This window comes from Actinacidiphila oryziradicis (assembly GCF_005047355.1).
Classification (GTDB): Bacteria; Actinomycetota; Actinomycetes; order Streptomycetales; family Streptomycetaceae; genus Actinacidiphila; species Actinacidiphila oryziradicis.
Genome location: NZ_SUMC01000147.1, coordinates 1 through 14,581, shown reverse-complemented (window position 1 = coordinate 14,581; position 14,581 = coordinate 1). Strand labels below are relative to the sequence as shown.

The following is a 14,581-nucleotide window of genomic DNA, read 5'->3' as shown; positions in this document are numbered from 1 at the left end:
AGCGATGGTCGGCCTGAACTACGGCTCCCCCAAAGCCGCAGCCGTCCTCGCCGAACAGGCCCGCCGCACCGCCGGCACCGCCCCGACCGCCGCCGCGACTCTGGCCGCCGCCGTCGCCGCCCGCGCCTACGCCCTCTCCCACCAACCCGACCAGGCCCGCCACGCGCTGGCCGACGCCGACCGGCTGATGGAACAGCTCAGCGGCGAGCAGCGGGCCGACACCTGGTTCGGGCACTGCGAGCAGAAACACCACGTCCACCTCTCCCACGCGCTCACCGCCCTAGGCGACACCGGGCGGGCCCGCGAAAGCCAGGACCACGCGCTCGAACTGTCCGCCCCGACCAGCAGCATGACCCGCACCCTGCTGACGATCGACGCCGCCGCCTGTGCCCACCATGACGGTGACACCGAGCAGGCGTGCCGCCGCGCCGCTGCCGCTCTGGCCGTACTCCCCGCCGGCTACCGCACCGGCCTCATCCATGCCCGCGCCACGGACCTGTACCAGTCCATCCCCGCCCAGCACCACCGCGAGCCCGCCGTACGCGCCCTCCACAACGCCCTCGCCTGAAGCCAGCACTAGGCGCGACGCGCGCCTCGTAGGTGTCGCCGCACGGAACTAGCTTGCCCAGGGGTGCGTGTGGTCACTGCTCGCTGGTCTCCCCGTCGACCTGGAAAAGCAGGAGTTCGTAGACCGGGCCGCCGGGTTCGTTGCGGTACGGGCCCGCGTACGTGTAGCCGAGGCGGTCGTACAGGCCGCGGCCGGCGGTGTTGTCCGGGCGGACCAGGAGCGAGGCGTAGTCGGGGTTGATGGCCTTGAGGAGCTCGGAGTGGAGGCGGGAGCCGATGCCCTGGGACTGCCGGGCCGGGGTGACGGCGAGCTCGCACAGGCCCATGAGGCGACCGGCGCGGACGTGTTCCGGGATCTCGGGGAGGAGTTCGCCGTACCAGTACTCGGGCGTGCACGGGAAGGTGATCGCGCTCCACGGCCCCGACTGCGCCGCGCCGCGACCTTGCATGACGTCTGCCGTTCAGATCTTGCTTTCGATCTCACTGCGGCTGGCCGTTCACAGGGATGTGCCAATCGCGACCAGGTACACCGCGCCCACCAGCTATAGCTGCCTCCTTGCGCAGACAACCGGCTCAGCTCAGCTTCGGGCCGAACGGAGTACGGCGCACGCCGGACAGCGGCGTGCTTGCTCCACCTCGGGCCCCGCACCGCAAGGAAGTGCTGCCGGGCACCCCTACGGCGGCGCGTAGGCCATTCGGGTGACGGGAGGCTGCCGCAACAAATGCCCTGCCGATGCGTTGTCCGACGCCACGACTTGACATGACTGGCTCAGAAATAGGCACTAACCACGCTGTCAGCAAGGGCCCCTGCCACTGCGCCACGCCGCTGCGCCATCCCCCCGGTCGGCGAGCGCACGACCGTACAGCAGCACAACCAGGGTGAGGGGAGATGGCATCCACCGGGACGCCGACGGCAGTCACAGCACAACGGCGCGGCCACTTGGACCTGCTCACGCCTCCCACCCGCCGGTGCCTACGACCCACCGACGAACTCAACATGCCCCGACACCACCAACGACGCCTACAGGGGTTGCGCCGCTTACCCCCACCTGTGTTATCAGCCCGGTCCTGGTGTGCGATGCCGCGAAAACCACAGCTCAGAGCCCGAGTGAACACTCACGACTGCTGGCCGTGGCCAGCGGACTTGCGCCGCTAACAACGCTTCCCGCCACAGTGCTGCCCATCACCTGGCACGCACCACGTCGACATCCATCACACCGTCGTGGACTGTCGGAGCTCCACCCCGCGACACAAAGGGTGGAGCTCTTCATCCTCCACCCCGCCGCATGCGGCGGACCGCCCACGCACCCGAAACCGAAGGAATCCCGATGACTCCGGGCCCCAACTCCCCGCGCCGCGAAGCCCAGCAAGGGACGCTGGCGATGCTCACGCCCGCCCTCCCGCCCCCGCGGCCGGAACGGCGGCGGGGCGGCGCGGCGGCAGGGGTGTTCGCCGGCGGCCCGGCAGCGGCCGCACTGGCTATGGCGGGAGCCCCGTGGTGGGCCGTGACAGCCTTCGTGGTGCCGGCCGTCGTCGTCGCGTCCATTGCCCCGCTGGCCCAGGTCCTGATGCCGGAGGAATCCGGACACAAACTGGAACTGTGGCGCGAGCTCCTGCAGCACCGCGAGCGCAGAAAGCCTCGGCGCCGGCGCAGCCGACGGCGGCGTCCATGAACGCCGCCGCGGCGACACGTCGGCGGGCGCTTGTGCGGTTGCAGACGCCGGTCGGTGTTCCCCCCGTAGGTGCAGTCGGTGCTGGCGGCGCGCCCCGAACCGCTCCCTACCGAGCAGCGGCCCGGAGGCGCGTGTGGGCCGGGGGAAAGTTCTCTCGTGCCCAGGCATCCCGCTCTTTGACGCGCCGGGCACCGCGGTGTCGGAGTCGTCGGTCATGGTGCGATTCCTTCCGGGGACGGAGCGCCCATCGAACGCCGCTTGACCTGCGCGGTCAACGAGATCACCGCCCACAGCGCTTGGCTTGGCAGGCCGGGTTTCGGCGGCAGGCGGCGCTCACGGCGGTGCTCGGCTCGAACCGTACGGTGGGTCAGTTGTCGACGTGGGCGCGCAGCTGGCGGGCGAAGTCGGCGTCCCCGCGCATCGTGGCGGCCACTTTGGTGTCCAGTCCGCCTTGGTGGTCCTCACCGCACTGGCACAGGCTCCAGCCGTCGGTCTCGATGCGGGCGGCGACCCGTTCGAGGATGTCGGCGGCTTCGTCCAGGACACCGACGGCGACGCGCATGTCGGGACTGTCGAGATCGGCTGAGGTAGCTGCCCCGAGTTCGGTGATCAGGTCCAGGGCGTGGTCGGTGATGCGCTGGTTGCCGTTGCCGGAGGCGTACTTCGCGGCCTGCGCGAGCGCCATCAGTGGCCGCCCCGGGGCGAAGCGCGGCAGCACGACCTCGCGGTCGTCGACGCGGACCGGGCGCACGGCGTGGACGTTCTCGGCGCCGGCGGTGGCCGGATCGGCGGCTTTGGCGATGGTGTCCGCGGTGGCGGACGGGTCGACGTAGCGCAGCGCGGAGCGGGGTTGGATGCCCATCCGGTCAGCGACCAGGTTCACCATGTGGGCCAGGACGTTGTGGACGGCGACCGGGTCGACTTCCAGGCCGCGGGTGAGGAGTTCGGCGTCGGTCTGCGCGGCCAGCGCCTTGAACGGGGCGGTGTTGCGGATGTCTGCTGCCACATTCGGCAGCATACGGTCGCAGCCGGGCGTTGCGGGCCCCTTCCGGGGAGGCGTACTCCGCCCGGTGGAGCTGCTGGTTTGAGTGCGTGGCGACGTGCCGCATGCTGCCGTGTCGAACGTACGATCGCATCATGGCCAAGCCCAAGAAGACGTTCAACGTCCCGTCCCGGCTCATCGCGCTGCAGAAAGACCTCTACGCCGCCGAAGCGGACCTCGAAGCGATTCCCATGGCACCGATTGATCCCGCCACCCTCGGGCGGACATGGACGCCGGAGCAGCGGGAGCAGATGGGTGTGCTGCGGGATCGGCTGAGGGATCTTGCGGCGCGGATTGCGGCGGATGAGTGGTGGGAGGGCATCGCCCGGGAGGACCTGGTGGACGCGCGTTCGGCGGTGAAGGTGGAAGCGCGGACCAAGACGCCAGTGGCTGGGTAGTCCGGGCTTCCGGGGTCAGCCGGCCAGGACGACGGGCCGCTGCGGAACGCCGTGGGCGAGGACGTCGGTGATGAGGCTGGCGAGGCCGACCGGGTAGACCGTCTGGTCGGTGGCGCGCAGTTCGTCCAGGGTCCACCAGCGGCGGACGCCGATGCCGTCGGGCTGGGTGGCGCGAGCGGGGTCGACGGCGGCGGGGTCGATGCGGGCGAGGTAGTAGCGCTCGACCTGGTGGGCGGGCCGGCCGCCGACGTGGTGGACCTGGCTGCGTTCGGCGAGCTGCGGGCCCATCTCGACGTCGTCGACGCCGAGCTCCTCCCGTAGCTCGCGCCGCGCAGCGGTGTCGTGGTCCTCCCCCAGGTCCAGGGAGCCACCGGGGGTGGCCCAGAAGCCGCCGTTCTCGTCGTAGCGCAGCAGCAGGATCCGGTCGGCGTCGTCCATGACGATCACGCGGGCGGCTTCGCGCTGCGGTGTGGTCATGCCCTTCAGCTTGGCAGTGAAGACCCGTTCGATGAGTGGCTACCGGTGTGGGCGCGTGCGGATTGTGGGCCTGGCGAGTGGCGAGCGCGGGGGTGGGATGACGTGGCAGGCTGGCCGCAATGAGCCGTACGACGAGGACGAAGCGATCGTCATGCCATGCCTGGCGATGAGCCCGGCTCAGCGTCGTGCAGCAGCTGCCACAGCCATCGACAACGTCATCGGGCTTGACCCGTACGGACAGCCTGGGCTGTCCGAGGACTACGAGGACGGGCCCATCGTCATCAGCGATGGCGTGACCACCACGGTCATCGTTCCCGGCCCAGCTGGTTGAGGATGCCACGCCGCTCCTCCATATTCCCGGCGGTGCACGGCGGGATGGAGGTGGGCGTCTTGCACTGGGGCGGTGTATCCGTGCTGACCTGCGCTTTGACCACGGAGACGATCACAGCGGGTCGTCATCCTCTGGTCGGTCAGAACTCGGCCTGGAGGTGGTCGAAGGGCCTGCTGGCCGGCCGACCTCCTGCAGCCCGCCACAGCCCTCGCCGGAACCTCGCTCGCGGGAAGCCGGGGGGCCGTGCCCCTTCAGGCGCTGTGGCGGAAGGCAAGACTGGCCGGGACGACTGCGTGCCCGCCGAAACGGGCATTGAGGCAGTCGATGACCGGCTCCAGGCGCAGCCTGTTCTCGCGGGTGCGGTCCAGGGTGATCTGTTGCGGGGTGCCGGTGGCGTCGGTGAGTTGTTCGGCGCGCAGGGTGAGGCCGCGGACGCGTGCGCGTTGCAGGGCGAGTGCGTCGAAGATGGCGTAGGCGAGGGTTCGCAGGTCCTCGGTGTGGGTGGTGGGCTCGCGCAGGGTGCGGGTGCGCTCGATCCGGGAGCCGTCGGCGAAGGTGACGTCGAGGGTGAGGGTGCGGGCGGCCTGGTGGCGGCGGCGCAGCCGGTCGCCGACGGCGACGGCCGCGTCCAGCAGTTCGGTGCGCAGGCGGCCGGGGTCGAGGGTGTCGTGGTCCAGGAGGCGCTGCTCGGTGATGCCGGCCGGCAGGGCGGCTGGGATCACGGGGCGGGGGTCGATGCCGCGGGCGCGCTCGTGCAGTGTCCGCCCGGTGCGGGCGCCGAGGATGCGTTGCACGGTGGCGGGGGGTGTGGCGGCGAGGGCGCCGATGGTGTGCAGGCCGAAGTGGGTGAGGGAGCCGGCCTGTGTGGGGCCGATGCCGTACAGCGCCTGCACGGGCAGCGGGTTGACGAAGGCGGCGATGGCTTGCGGGTCGTCGGGGACCAGGAGGATCCCGCCGGGTCCGGTCCGGGCTGAGGCCATCGCGGCCAGGGCGGGGTTGGGGGCGATACCGATATGCAGGTCGGCGCCGTACAGGGCGATCGCCCGCGCCCGGATCCGCTGCGCGAGTTCGTACGGCGCACGGCCGAAGTAGCGCACGGCGCCGGCGACGTCGACCAGCGCCGCGGCCGGTGGCAGCGCCTGCACCACCGGGCTGACCTGCTCCAGCAACGAGACCACCAGCCGGTAGCGCGCCTCGTCGGTCCCGGGGCGAACGCGCACATGCAGCACGTGCGCACCGGGCGCGGCCCGCGGCCGTTCGTCCTCCACGTGTGCTGTCACCCCACCCAGGTATCGAACAACTAATCGAACACGCGATAGGCTCGCACCCGCCACCGACAGGCGAGGGAGGCGGATCATGCCCGCAGCGCCAACCCCTGACGGCGTCTCCGCGATCATGCACGTGCGACTGCACAGCAACCTCGCCGCCGCCGATCCCCGGCTGTACCGGCAGCTCGCGGACCTGATATTCGAGGTGGCCGAGATGGTCGAACTCCAGCCCCCGGACACCGTCATAGCCGACCTCACCGATGCCTCCGCCAGCGGCCGGGATGGCGGGACGGGCCGGGTGCCGGGCACGGCCAGCGGCGCGCAGCCGGTTTTGCAGGACGGCGCTGGCGGTCTGCGCCCGCTGGTAGGCAGTAGCCGCCCGGCGGCGCGCCACCGGGCGCAGCGCGGAGCCGTCGAGCTTCCGGGCCGGGTGGGGAGAGGTCGCTCCAGTCTGCGGTCCAGGTGTCCGGCCCTCGTCCTGCCGGGGTGCAGTGCTCGGTCAGGGCGTGACGATGCGGTCGTCCAGACCGGGTTCGTGGGGCCGCCGCGGAGGGTCTGGGCAAGGTGGCGGCGGGCTTCCGCGAGCAGGTGCCGGCGGACGAAGCTGCCGCACATCACGTACACCACGGCGGCGACATCGACGGCGGCCAGGGCGACGTCGACGACCGGGCGCAACCGCCGCCGGATCGCGGCGGCCGCAGCGTGGGCACGGGCCAGCAGGCCGTCGACCAGCGCGGCGCCGAACCGGCGGGTCACGCTCGCCCGCCACCGCCGGCGCAGCGACGCAGCAGCTGGTCGATCTGTGCGCCACGGATGTGATCGCCGTCAGCGACCTCATGTGGGAGTGAACCGTGCCGGTGCTGTCCGGTCCGCGCGGCCGGGACCCGACCACCGAGACCGCCCCTGGCGGCCGCCGCTGAGTCTTTCGGACGCCGAAGGTGACCTGCCTGGTGGTCGGCATAAAAATGACATGGCCCTTCGTCACTCATGTCAGCAACGAGTGAGCACCACCCGTCAGCGTCAACGACCAGGTCACCGCGCCTGCGCCACTGACGCCCAGACGACAACGTTCAACCGACACTCCCCCGCAGACCATCACAGATGACCTTGCAGGGCGAGGATCTCGGGGCGTGGGTGCAGGCGCAGCGTCTCGGCTGGGACCAACTGCTGCCCGCGCAGGCCTGGATGCTGGAGAACATGCTGCACCTGTCCCCCGCAGAGCCTGACGAGCGGCCCCAGGCGCCCCGTACACAGGCCGGCAAGTGGGCGGCGAACCTCGCGGCCGCCCGGCAGTTCCACGCCCGCGAGCCACCTCCAGCCGTCCAGGAAGCACATCGAGACCGTGGACGGTGTCGAACACAAGCTCGGCTTCTTCGTGGACAACGCCCGCAGGCGGGCCGACAAACTCACCCCCGAACGGCGAGCGGAACTCGACGCACTCGGCATGCGCTGGTAGAGCAGCGCGGCGAAGGGCTTCGAAGCAGGGGCCCAGCCCACGGCATGTCGGGTAAAAAGGAGGCACGCTCGAAAGACTCAGTCATAGCTGACCGGTCGTTGGGGAGGGCCATGGATGGCGGAACAGCCACAGTGGTGGCTGGATTAGCAGCCGTGGGGGGAGCTATCGTCACAGCTCTGATTGGAAAAAGAGGGTCCACTGACTCCTCGCAGCAGACTGCCACAGGCGACTACCGCAAACAGCGGCGGGTTGATCGCCAACCCGCGTACGAAGAATTCGCCACCAACGTGCGCGCCTTCGCAGCTCAGGTTATTGACAAAAGCAACGAATACAAGCGAGCTACAGCATCAGGCGCCGACCAAATTCCCCAACCCCGCACCTCGGATTTCTTAGACATGGGGGATGTGTTCGCCGACTCCGCCATAAAAGTACGTCTCCTGGGGCCTCAAGAAGTAGCGGACGCCGTTGAGGAGGTTCTCCAAGCGTGCGTGAATTCTCTGGCGATGCTGAGTGGTTACGCAAATTTGGTTCACTCATTCCCGGGGTTTCCAGTAGACGAGATGACGCTTATGCACGAGGGGCAGTTTCATACTTACAGGGAAGTCACCCAGGCGTCCCAGATGTTGCAGATTTCCATCGGGAACTTCCTCGATATAGCCCGCGCGCACATGGACGACTGGGAAGGTGAACCCATTTGACAGGCCAGTTCGGTAGCGATTCACAGCCCGGGAACCCAGCTGTCAGACATGCAGGATGACGCCCGACGGGGAGTGACGTGGGATGACAGACTCGACAGAGCTAGAAGCAGCTCTGGGGCGGATGGTCTACTGGGCGGCTGCGCTGGAGATGTCGATGCGCTTCGTGGGTGAGATGCTCGCTCCCACCGGAGACGAGAAAGACGCCTTGGCCGACACCAAGATGACCGGTCGGGTGCTATCTGCTGTGGTGGGCATCGCCTCCGATCGGTCGGAGATCACGCCCAAGGAGCTGGACGAGCTGAAGGAGATCGTCAAGGACGCTCGGTCGTCTCTGGAGATCCGGAACGACTACATCCATGGCGCATGGGGCGAGGTCGACGGGGTGCTGCTGGCCATGAACCGAAGGCCGGGGACGTTCCGCACCAGGCCCCTTGCCGTAGCCGACCTGGAGGCCCTCGCGACGGAACTGCAAGGGCTGGTCAACCGCACCACCGACTGGTCCTTGGCTGTCTTCCGGAAGACCCACCCACAGGTCTTCCGCTGAGGCGTCCAGTACGGCGCACAGTCAGAACCGAGGGCGCCATCCTGCCGAATACTTCTCGTACAGGTCCAGAGCGGCTGCCAGTTCCTCGTTTGACTCGACCGTCCCGTCATCGAGGGACCGGCGCAGGGACGCAACAGCTTCACTCAGACCTGCTTCCCCGCCGAACACGTTCACCAGCGAGTCCCAGACGAGCCGCTTTTCAGTCCTTACTGCCACGCTGCCGATCGTTTGGCTGTGCACAGGCGACACCCCGCTTTCGAGCAGGCGCGCGACGACCCGGACATCGGACAGCGGCTCAAGGGCCGGGGAACCGTCTGTGTCGGCTGTTGCCACGACGACCGTCCGCAGTAGCATCCTTTCGCCCACAAGATCCTCGGGGCGGGCCGCACAGAGCTGGGAACAGAGTTCCTGTTTCAGGGATCGGGCGGTTTCCTCCGAGACCAACCCCTGTTCGCTCGGGCCGCCCGTAGTGATACCGAGCAGGAGGACCTTCCCGTAGAGGCTTGCGATGCTGTGGAAGAGACTGGTGACGGTGCGGTCGACCGCATCTTCACTGAGCGTGCGGAGCAGAGCGTTCACCGGGCTCAGGACGGCCCATTCGCCTCCCGGAGAAAGCATGCCGGAGGACCCCAGCCGGACACGCGGCAGCTGACGCATCAGCGCCGTAGCCGTGGGCAGCACCTGATCCTCGGACGCCTCCCGGAGAGAGGGAACCAGACGCTTGAGGACGTCGTCCAGCAGGGGATCCGGCACCTGCTCCAGCGCCTCGGTAAGCGCGGTCTCGTCGCCGATCGTGTCCGCGACGCGGTCGATCCACCAACTGGGGGCCCGCCCGGCGGGGAGCTGCCTGTGCAGGTAGTAGTCCAGCACCTTGCTGCAAGCCACGCGTCGGTCCCGCTCCCAGACTGGGCCCCAATCAGAGCCGTAATTACTACCGCCGAAGAACCGGTCGGCGGCAGGGAACAGCAGGTGGACGACCGACTTGGCATGGCCGTTCAAGAGACGGATGAACTCCTCCACGAAGGCTTTCTCATGCGGTGTCTGTTCAGTGTTGCGCTGATAGATCGAGGTGGTCCCGGTGAGCAAGTCTGCGGCGGCCGGCAGCAGGTCGTGCGCTGCGGGGTACCGGACACGAAGCGCCTCGAGCGCCAGGACGTCGACCAGGCTCACTTCCGTGCGCAGGCTGCGGACGGTCAGAGGCACCGACGCCAGGTACCGCTTTACATCCCGGATGGTGGAGAACATAGGGAGAATGAGCTGCACGAACACATCCGGCCACCGCGCTGCGTCAATCGGTCCGGTGTCGATCCCATCGAGCGCCTCGACCAACCCCTGGGTGATGACCGGTGACAGCGCCTGCGTGGGGAGGGGTGGCACGTCCATCGAGATCTTCACGATCTTCTCGAGGTAGGCGGATCCCTCGACAGCCCCATCAGTCAGCGCCGTCTCCACAACGGCGCGGTCGAAGCACAAGACGTAGACGATGTTCGGGAACGAGCCTGTCAGGCGTACCAGCCGGAAGAGATCTCGGATCTCCTGCTGCGACAGGCGATCAATATCGTCGACGAAGACCACGATCCGCCCCGGCAGGTCCGCGAGGAGCTCGGTGATCTCCGCCCGCTGTTGGTGGACGGTCTGCTGCTCCTCGCCCAAGAGTTTGGACGCGCCCCCAGCGACGGCGCTTGCGCCTTCCAGAACGGCGCCGACGCCAGGAATGAACTTCAGTGGCGACAGAGCGGACGAGTACTTGCCCAGGCGATCGGCGACAGTGCGACCCGCGGTCTTCAGCTTGTCCTTCCGCCCGCGTCCATCCCGCAGCTGCCCGGCGAGTTCGTCGAAGAAGAACCGCATGAGCTGGTCGGTGCCGGAGAAGAACCACGGGTTGAACTTGACGACTTGAACGTCGTCGGCCGCTTGCAGAGCGCAGGAGGTGAGGTTCAGCAGGGAGGTCTTGCCCGAGCCCCATTTTCCCGTGAGCGCGACAACCGCGCCGTGCTTCGCCGATGTCCTGCGGATCTCCGCCGCGAACGCGTCCGCGAGGCTGGCACGCTGCAGCAAGTCTTCGCTGGCATCCTCAATAGGGTCGTCCCCGTTGAGGAGACTGCTGACGTTGATCGAAGCGCCGTCGTCCATGCCAACCATCCTTGGTCACCGTGGAGAGTGAGCGTAGCGCCACCCACTGACACCGAGGCGGTGGTCAGACCGTAGGCGAGGCCACTCGCCGACCGCCGGCACTGACCTGCACGACTTCCATGGCTTTCCGGAGACTCATCCAGACCATGGACAGAGCACGCCCACGCGGTGAGCGCTCACGACGGGTAAAGGGTCCCGGTCGAGTCCTACGACACCGGCTTCGTTCGCCTCGGACGGGTGTGATCGGGAGGTTGCGGGCAGCCGTCCATCTGTTCGGGCATGGCCCAGCGGAAGTGGTAGTGGGCGCTGCACAGCGGCCAGATCGTCGCCGGTTCAGACGGTGACAGCCGCCTCTTGCGGTTCTTGCCGACGCGGGCGCGGGTGCGTCTGGGGCGCGGTGGCTGCGGCGGGCGCAGTTTGCAGGCCTGTGCGAAGGCGGTGAGGCCGGGCAGGCCACTGCCCTGGAGGGGATCGGCGGCCAGGAGGGGGAGGTCGGTGCGGGTGAGGCGCTGGAGGTAGCGGCGCCGCCAGGTGACACCGCTGGTGGTGATGGTGCGGGTCCGGCCGTCGTCCTCCAGCGCGAACCACGCCAGGTCGCGGGGCGGCACGTCATCGACCGGTGTGGGGTCTGCCTCCCACGCCTGCAGCGGAGTCAGCCCGCCGCCCAGGCCAGCCGGGCAGTGCTCGGTGTTCCACCAGTGCACCCAGTCCAGCAGGATTTGCACGAACGCCGCGAACGGCAGCAGTTCCTCCCCCGCCTCCGGCCGCGGCGCCCCGGTCATCCGGGCGCGGCGGGTGTAACCGGGCAGGGATACCAGCAGCATCTCCTCCACTGCAATCGTTGAGCTGCTCGATCGTGCCCTTCAGGTGCGGGGTGTAGGCGGGCAGGGGATGGACCGGCACCGCGAGCCCTGCCAGCGCCTGGGTGACCGTGGCGCACAAGAACCAACCGTGGATCCGCTGGGGGCGGCCGCCGCGATGCTCGACCACGGCGTCAACACCCTCGCGCCCTACCCCGGCACCGGCAAGCCCTGGCTGTCACGGTGCACCGCCGCCGGGCACCTGGTCGCCCCGCGGTACGACAACGTCACCGGCCGCGGCGGCTCCTGCGGGTTGTGCACCCGGCGCGGCCCCGGCGACCCGAAGCAGGCCGTGGCGGACATGCAGGCGGCCCGCTTCACCCCGCTACGGCTGTGGCTTGCTGGCACGCCACAGCCGTAGCGGAATGGTGCGTGAACTCGTCCGCCCCGCTCTGCCCTGGTCAGACCGGGGCAGGTGCCAGCGGTATGACCGGCGGCCGGATCGGCCAGCGCGGATGTCCGATGTACGGGCATCGCTGTCACCGATCCGTGCAGGGTGTCAGGATCGCCGCCATGGAACGCATGGACTACCTCGGACAGTCGCTTATGCAGGCAGCGGTGCTGCCGGGTCGCGTAGCGTACCTCATCGCGGCGGGCAGTGAAGCTGGTTTCCGTCGTGCGCTGCTGGAGGCCAGCAGCCGGTGGGGTGGCATGACCGAGCCCATGGTGCCCGTCACGCCGGAGGGGACGGTCGTTGAGCGTCTGCGCCAGATGGTGAGGATTGCCGGTGTCGAAGCGGCCGTGAATGTGGACGTCGACCCGGGAGTCGCCGTGGGCGTGGCGGCGGACTTGGGCCTGGTGTGCGTCCCGATTGACCAGATCCGGGCTGGGACCGATGCATCGTGGACGTGCCCGCCACTCCAAATCACCGGCATCGTCGAGCGCCCCAACGCTCCGCTGGCCGCGACCGACGAGTCGCCCTTGTGGCAGGCTGCTGCAGCCGGATACATCGGCCGGCGACCTGCCGAAGGCTACTGGCCGGATGTTCAAGCCCGCCCCAGCGGACATGGAGATGACTTCGGCCGGTCCCAGCTATTCGAAGCCGTCCATATCCTGCAGTCGGTGGAGCAGTTCGGCGAACACCACAGCGTCTCCCCCGGGCACGCACCCGCAGTGCTGTGGATCACCGGTCCCGACGACGTCGAGGACTGCCTGGCCTTCTGGAACCTGCGGGCCCTGCGCCCGGTGAGCAGCGCGGACATACCCATGATGTTGCTGCCTAGCGACGAGGTGCAGCACTGGATGGGATTCCCGAAACAGCTCGCTGACTTCCTGGGCCGGCGCTCCCGCCAGTTCTGTCCAGATGTCCTGTTGTTCAGTGAGAACGTCTCCCAGGAGCAGTTGCACCAGATCGCGGGGGTCTTGCAACTGGTGCCTACGCGGGAGGAGGTGCGGGCCGGTGTCCGATGGCCCGAGCCACCGGCGGGCCAGGCGCCCTTCGTCTACCGGTGCGATGTCGATCCCGCTGACTTCGTGCTCCAGGAGCGCGAGTACGGCTTGACGACATCATTCGACGTGCAGGTATTCTCCGGCGAGAGCATGATGCGGTTCGCCTCTCCGGTGCAGTTCCACGGGCCTGCGCGCGCCCTGGTCCGGATCAGCGGAAGTCTCCTGGAGGGACTACCGCGGCGTGCCGGTATCGCCGCCATGATCGACAGCGATGCCCAGTGGCGTGGCGACGGCATTCAGCTGCGCATGCAGGCTCACCACAGCTACCTTTTCCCGCTGACCTTCCCCACTCTCGCGCAGGCCACCGCGCGGCTGCTGGACCAGGTGACCGCCATGCACAGTCCCTCCGGGCCGGGCAGGCTTGGTGCGGCGCTGCAGCGGCAGACGGACATCGCCGCTTTGTTGGAAGCCGGCGTGTACGAAGCGGTGATCGCCTTGACCACTCCCCGGTCCAAGGAACTCCTGAAAAAGCTGCAGGAGCTCGAGGCCGACGGCGAGGACGACGGGCGTCTGATCGAGATCGCCGCCACATGGGGAGGACGCGCCGAACGCCGCTACCTGCCGGCCGACGCGCTCGAGGGCATGAGCCGCGGGCAGGCTGCAGGGGTCGCCGAGCGGCTATGCGCGTTGGGATGGGCGGAGCGGGGGCTGGTCACCAAATGCGAGCAGTGCGGCATCCGGGCGTTCCACCCCCTGCACGAGGCTGGGGGCCGAGCCCGGTGCCCGGGCTGTTCGGCTGCCTGTACCTACGATCTGCGCTCCGACCATCTGGGAGTTTTCTACCGCCTCGACAGCTTCGCCGACCGGGCCAGCGACAACGGGGTACTGCCCCACCTCCTGGTCGCCGCAGCACTTCTGCGGGACAAGCCGCAATCGTTCTTCCTGCCCGGCACTGACCTGCACTTCAGCGACGGCACCACCGAGGAAGTCGACCTCTTCGGCATCTACGACGGCCAGGTCCTCTCAGCAGAGATCAAGACCTCCGCATCGGCTTTCACCGACAGCCAGCTGAAGCGCGACGTCGCCTTGAGCAAGCGGCTGGGTGCCGACATCCACCTACTGGCGGCGATGGACACGGTGCCCGACGACGCCCGTCACAAAGCTGACCGGCTCTGCCGCGAAGCCGGCATGAAATTGCTGGTCCGCGACAGGAACGATCTGCGCCCGGCCGCTGCCCCCCCAGCAGCGGTCACACCCGCAGACGGACTGCGTCATGTCCGCGACGCCGCACACCAACTCCTCGCCATGCTTGAGAAGCACCGCGGGATCAGCCCCGGTCAGGCCGCCAAAATCCTCAAAACGGCGGCAGGTCCGGAGGCCAAACCCGTCCCTGCCCAGATCGCCGCCCTGACCACAGCGATGGATCGCTACGGGACCCAACTCAGCGGACCTCTGCAGAAGATCGAAGCCGCCTTGGACGGTCTTCTCGACGAACTCGCTGCACCGACCGCGGACGAGGCCTCGTGAAGCCGCTGAGAGCACTCTCCCCAGGGCCTGTGGCCCCACCCTGCCCACTACCACGCAGTCCAGACCGGTGCGGGCACAGTCACGGGGCGGTGGCTTACGACGTCGTGCGCGGTAGCTGAGACCCCGGTCTGAGCATGCAAACGGCCGTGCGAGACGATCATGATTGTGACGTCAAGAGGGGCCCGCACGGCCTTGAGCCATCGTATCTGCACCGGGAT

The 14,581-nt window shown here is 68.6% G+C and carries 14 protein-coding genes and 1 pseudogene; 9 read left to right on the top strand and 6 right to left on the bottom strand.

All coding sequences use genetic code 11. From position 1 onward, the window contains the following. Positions 1-568, top strand: a pseudogene (locus FCI23_RS61645) (hypothetical protein); the annotation flags it as partial. 73 nt (positions 569-641) lie between these two features. Here the strand turns inward: FCI23_RS61645 and FCI23_RS49940 are convergent. Further along, positions 642-1,016 carry a GNAT family N-acetyltransferase gene (locus tag FCI23_RS49940; protein ID WP_136730618.1) on the bottom strand — a complete coding sequence of 125 codons (375 nt, stop codon included), beginning with the start codon at positions 1,014-1,016 and terminating at the stop codon, positions 642-644. 879 nt (positions 1,017-1,895) lie between these two features. Here FCI23_RS49940 and FCI23_RS49935 point away from each other — a divergent pair. Further along, positions 1,896-2,240 (top strand): hypothetical protein, encoded by a 345-nt coding sequence (locus tag FCI23_RS49935; RefSeq protein WP_136730617.1) that lies wholly within the window; start codon positions 1,896-1,898, stop codon positions 2,238-2,240. Positions 2,241-2,607: 367 nt separating this feature from the next. Here the strand turns inward: FCI23_RS49935 and FCI23_RS49930 are convergent, their stop codons facing one another. Further along, complete coding sequence (locus FCI23_RS49930; RefSeq protein ID WP_136730616.1) at positions 2,608-3,246, bottom strand: hypothetical protein; 639 nt, start codon at positions 3,244-3,246, stop codon at positions 2,608-2,610. A 131-nt stretch (positions 3,247-3,377) separates the two neighbouring features. Between FCI23_RS49930 and FCI23_RS49925 the strand changes: the two genes are divergently transcribed. Beyond that, complete coding sequence (locus FCI23_RS49925; RefSeq protein WP_136730615.1) at positions 3,378-3,680, top strand: hypothetical protein; 303 nt, start codon at positions 3,378-3,380, stop codon at positions 3,678-3,680. A gap of 15 nt (positions 3,681-3,695) precedes the next feature. Here the strand turns inward: FCI23_RS49925 and FCI23_RS49920 are convergent, their stop codons facing one another. After that, complete coding sequence (locus FCI23_RS49920) at positions 3,696-4,157, bottom strand: NUDIX hydrolase (protein WP_136730614.1); 462 nt, start codon at positions 4,155-4,157, stop codon at positions 3,696-3,698. A gap of 97 nt (positions 4,158-4,254) precedes the next feature. On the opposite strand from FCI23_RS49920, the gene FCI23_RS49915 reads away from it, so the two are divergent. Beyond that, a complete protein-coding gene (locus FCI23_RS49915) occupies positions 4,255-4,488 on the top strand; it encodes a hypothetical protein (protein WP_136730613.1) in 234 nt (77 codons plus the stop codon). Positions 4,489-4,739: 251 nt separating this feature from the next. On the opposite strand, the gene FCI23_RS49910 is transcribed toward FCI23_RS49915, so the two are convergent. Continuing rightward, positions 4,740-5,768 (bottom strand): DNA polymerase Y family protein, encoded by a 1,029-nt coding sequence (locus FCI23_RS49910; protein ID WP_246144808.1) that lies wholly within the window; start codon positions 5,766-5,768, stop codon positions 4,740-4,742. Between the two features lie 552 nt (positions 5,769-6,320). Between FCI23_RS49910 and FCI23_RS49905 the strand changes: the two genes are divergently transcribed. The 3 genes from FCI23_RS49905 to FCI23_RS49895 all read left to right on the top strand — a co-directional run bounded on the left by FCI23_RS49905 (position 6,321) and on the right by FCI23_RS49895 (position 8,454). After that, entirely contained in the window at positions 6,321-6,575 is a 255-nt protein-coding gene (locus FCI23_RS49905) for a hypothetical protein (RefSeq protein ID WP_136730612.1), read from the top strand. A 747-nt stretch (positions 6,576-7,322) separates the two neighbouring features. Continuing rightward, positions 7,323-7,910 carry a hypothetical protein gene (locus tag FCI23_RS49900; protein WP_136730611.1) on the top strand — a complete coding sequence of 196 codons (588 nt, stop codon included), beginning with the start codon at positions 7,323-7,325 and terminating at the stop codon, positions 7,908-7,910. Positions 7,911-7,992: 82 nt separating this feature from the next. Next, complete coding sequence (locus tag FCI23_RS49895) at positions 7,993-8,454, top strand: hypothetical protein (RefSeq protein WP_136730610.1); 462 nt, start codon at positions 7,993-7,995, stop codon at positions 8,452-8,454. Between the two features lie 21 nt (positions 8,455-8,475). Here the strand turns inward: FCI23_RS49895 and FCI23_RS49890 are convergent, their stop codons facing one another. Both FCI23_RS49890 and FCI23_RS49885 read right to left on the bottom strand, forming a co-directional pair. Further along, positions 8,476-10,587 carry a KAP family P-loop NTPase fold protein gene (locus FCI23_RS49890; protein ID WP_136730609.1) on the bottom strand — a complete coding sequence of 704 codons (2,112 nt, stop codon included), beginning with the start codon at positions 10,585-10,587 and terminating at the stop codon, positions 8,476-8,478. Positions 10,588-10,793: 206 nt separating this feature from the next. Next, entirely contained in the window at positions 10,794-11,411 is a 618-nt protein-coding gene (locus FCI23_RS49885) for a hypothetical protein (RefSeq protein ID WP_136730608.1), read from the bottom strand. 127 nt (positions 11,412-11,538) lie between these two features. On the opposite strand from FCI23_RS49885, the gene FCI23_RS49880 reads away from it, so the two are divergent. Together FCI23_RS49880 and FCI23_RS49875 are read left to right on the top strand one after the other, a co-directional pair. Continuing rightward, positions 11,539-11,808: a hypothetical protein gene (locus tag FCI23_RS49880; RefSeq protein WP_136730607.1), complete on the top strand. Its 270-nt coding sequence runs from the start codon at positions 11,539-11,541 to the stop codon at positions 11,806-11,808. Between the two features lie 152 nt (positions 11,809-11,960). Next, the gene (locus FCI23_RS49875; RefSeq protein ID WP_136730606.1) at positions 11,961-14,363 is read left to right on the top strand and encodes a hypothetical protein; all 2,403 of its coding nucleotides are present in this window, start codon (positions 11,961-11,963) and stop codon (positions 14,361-14,363) included. Positions 14,364-14,581: the final 218 nt, after the last annotated feature.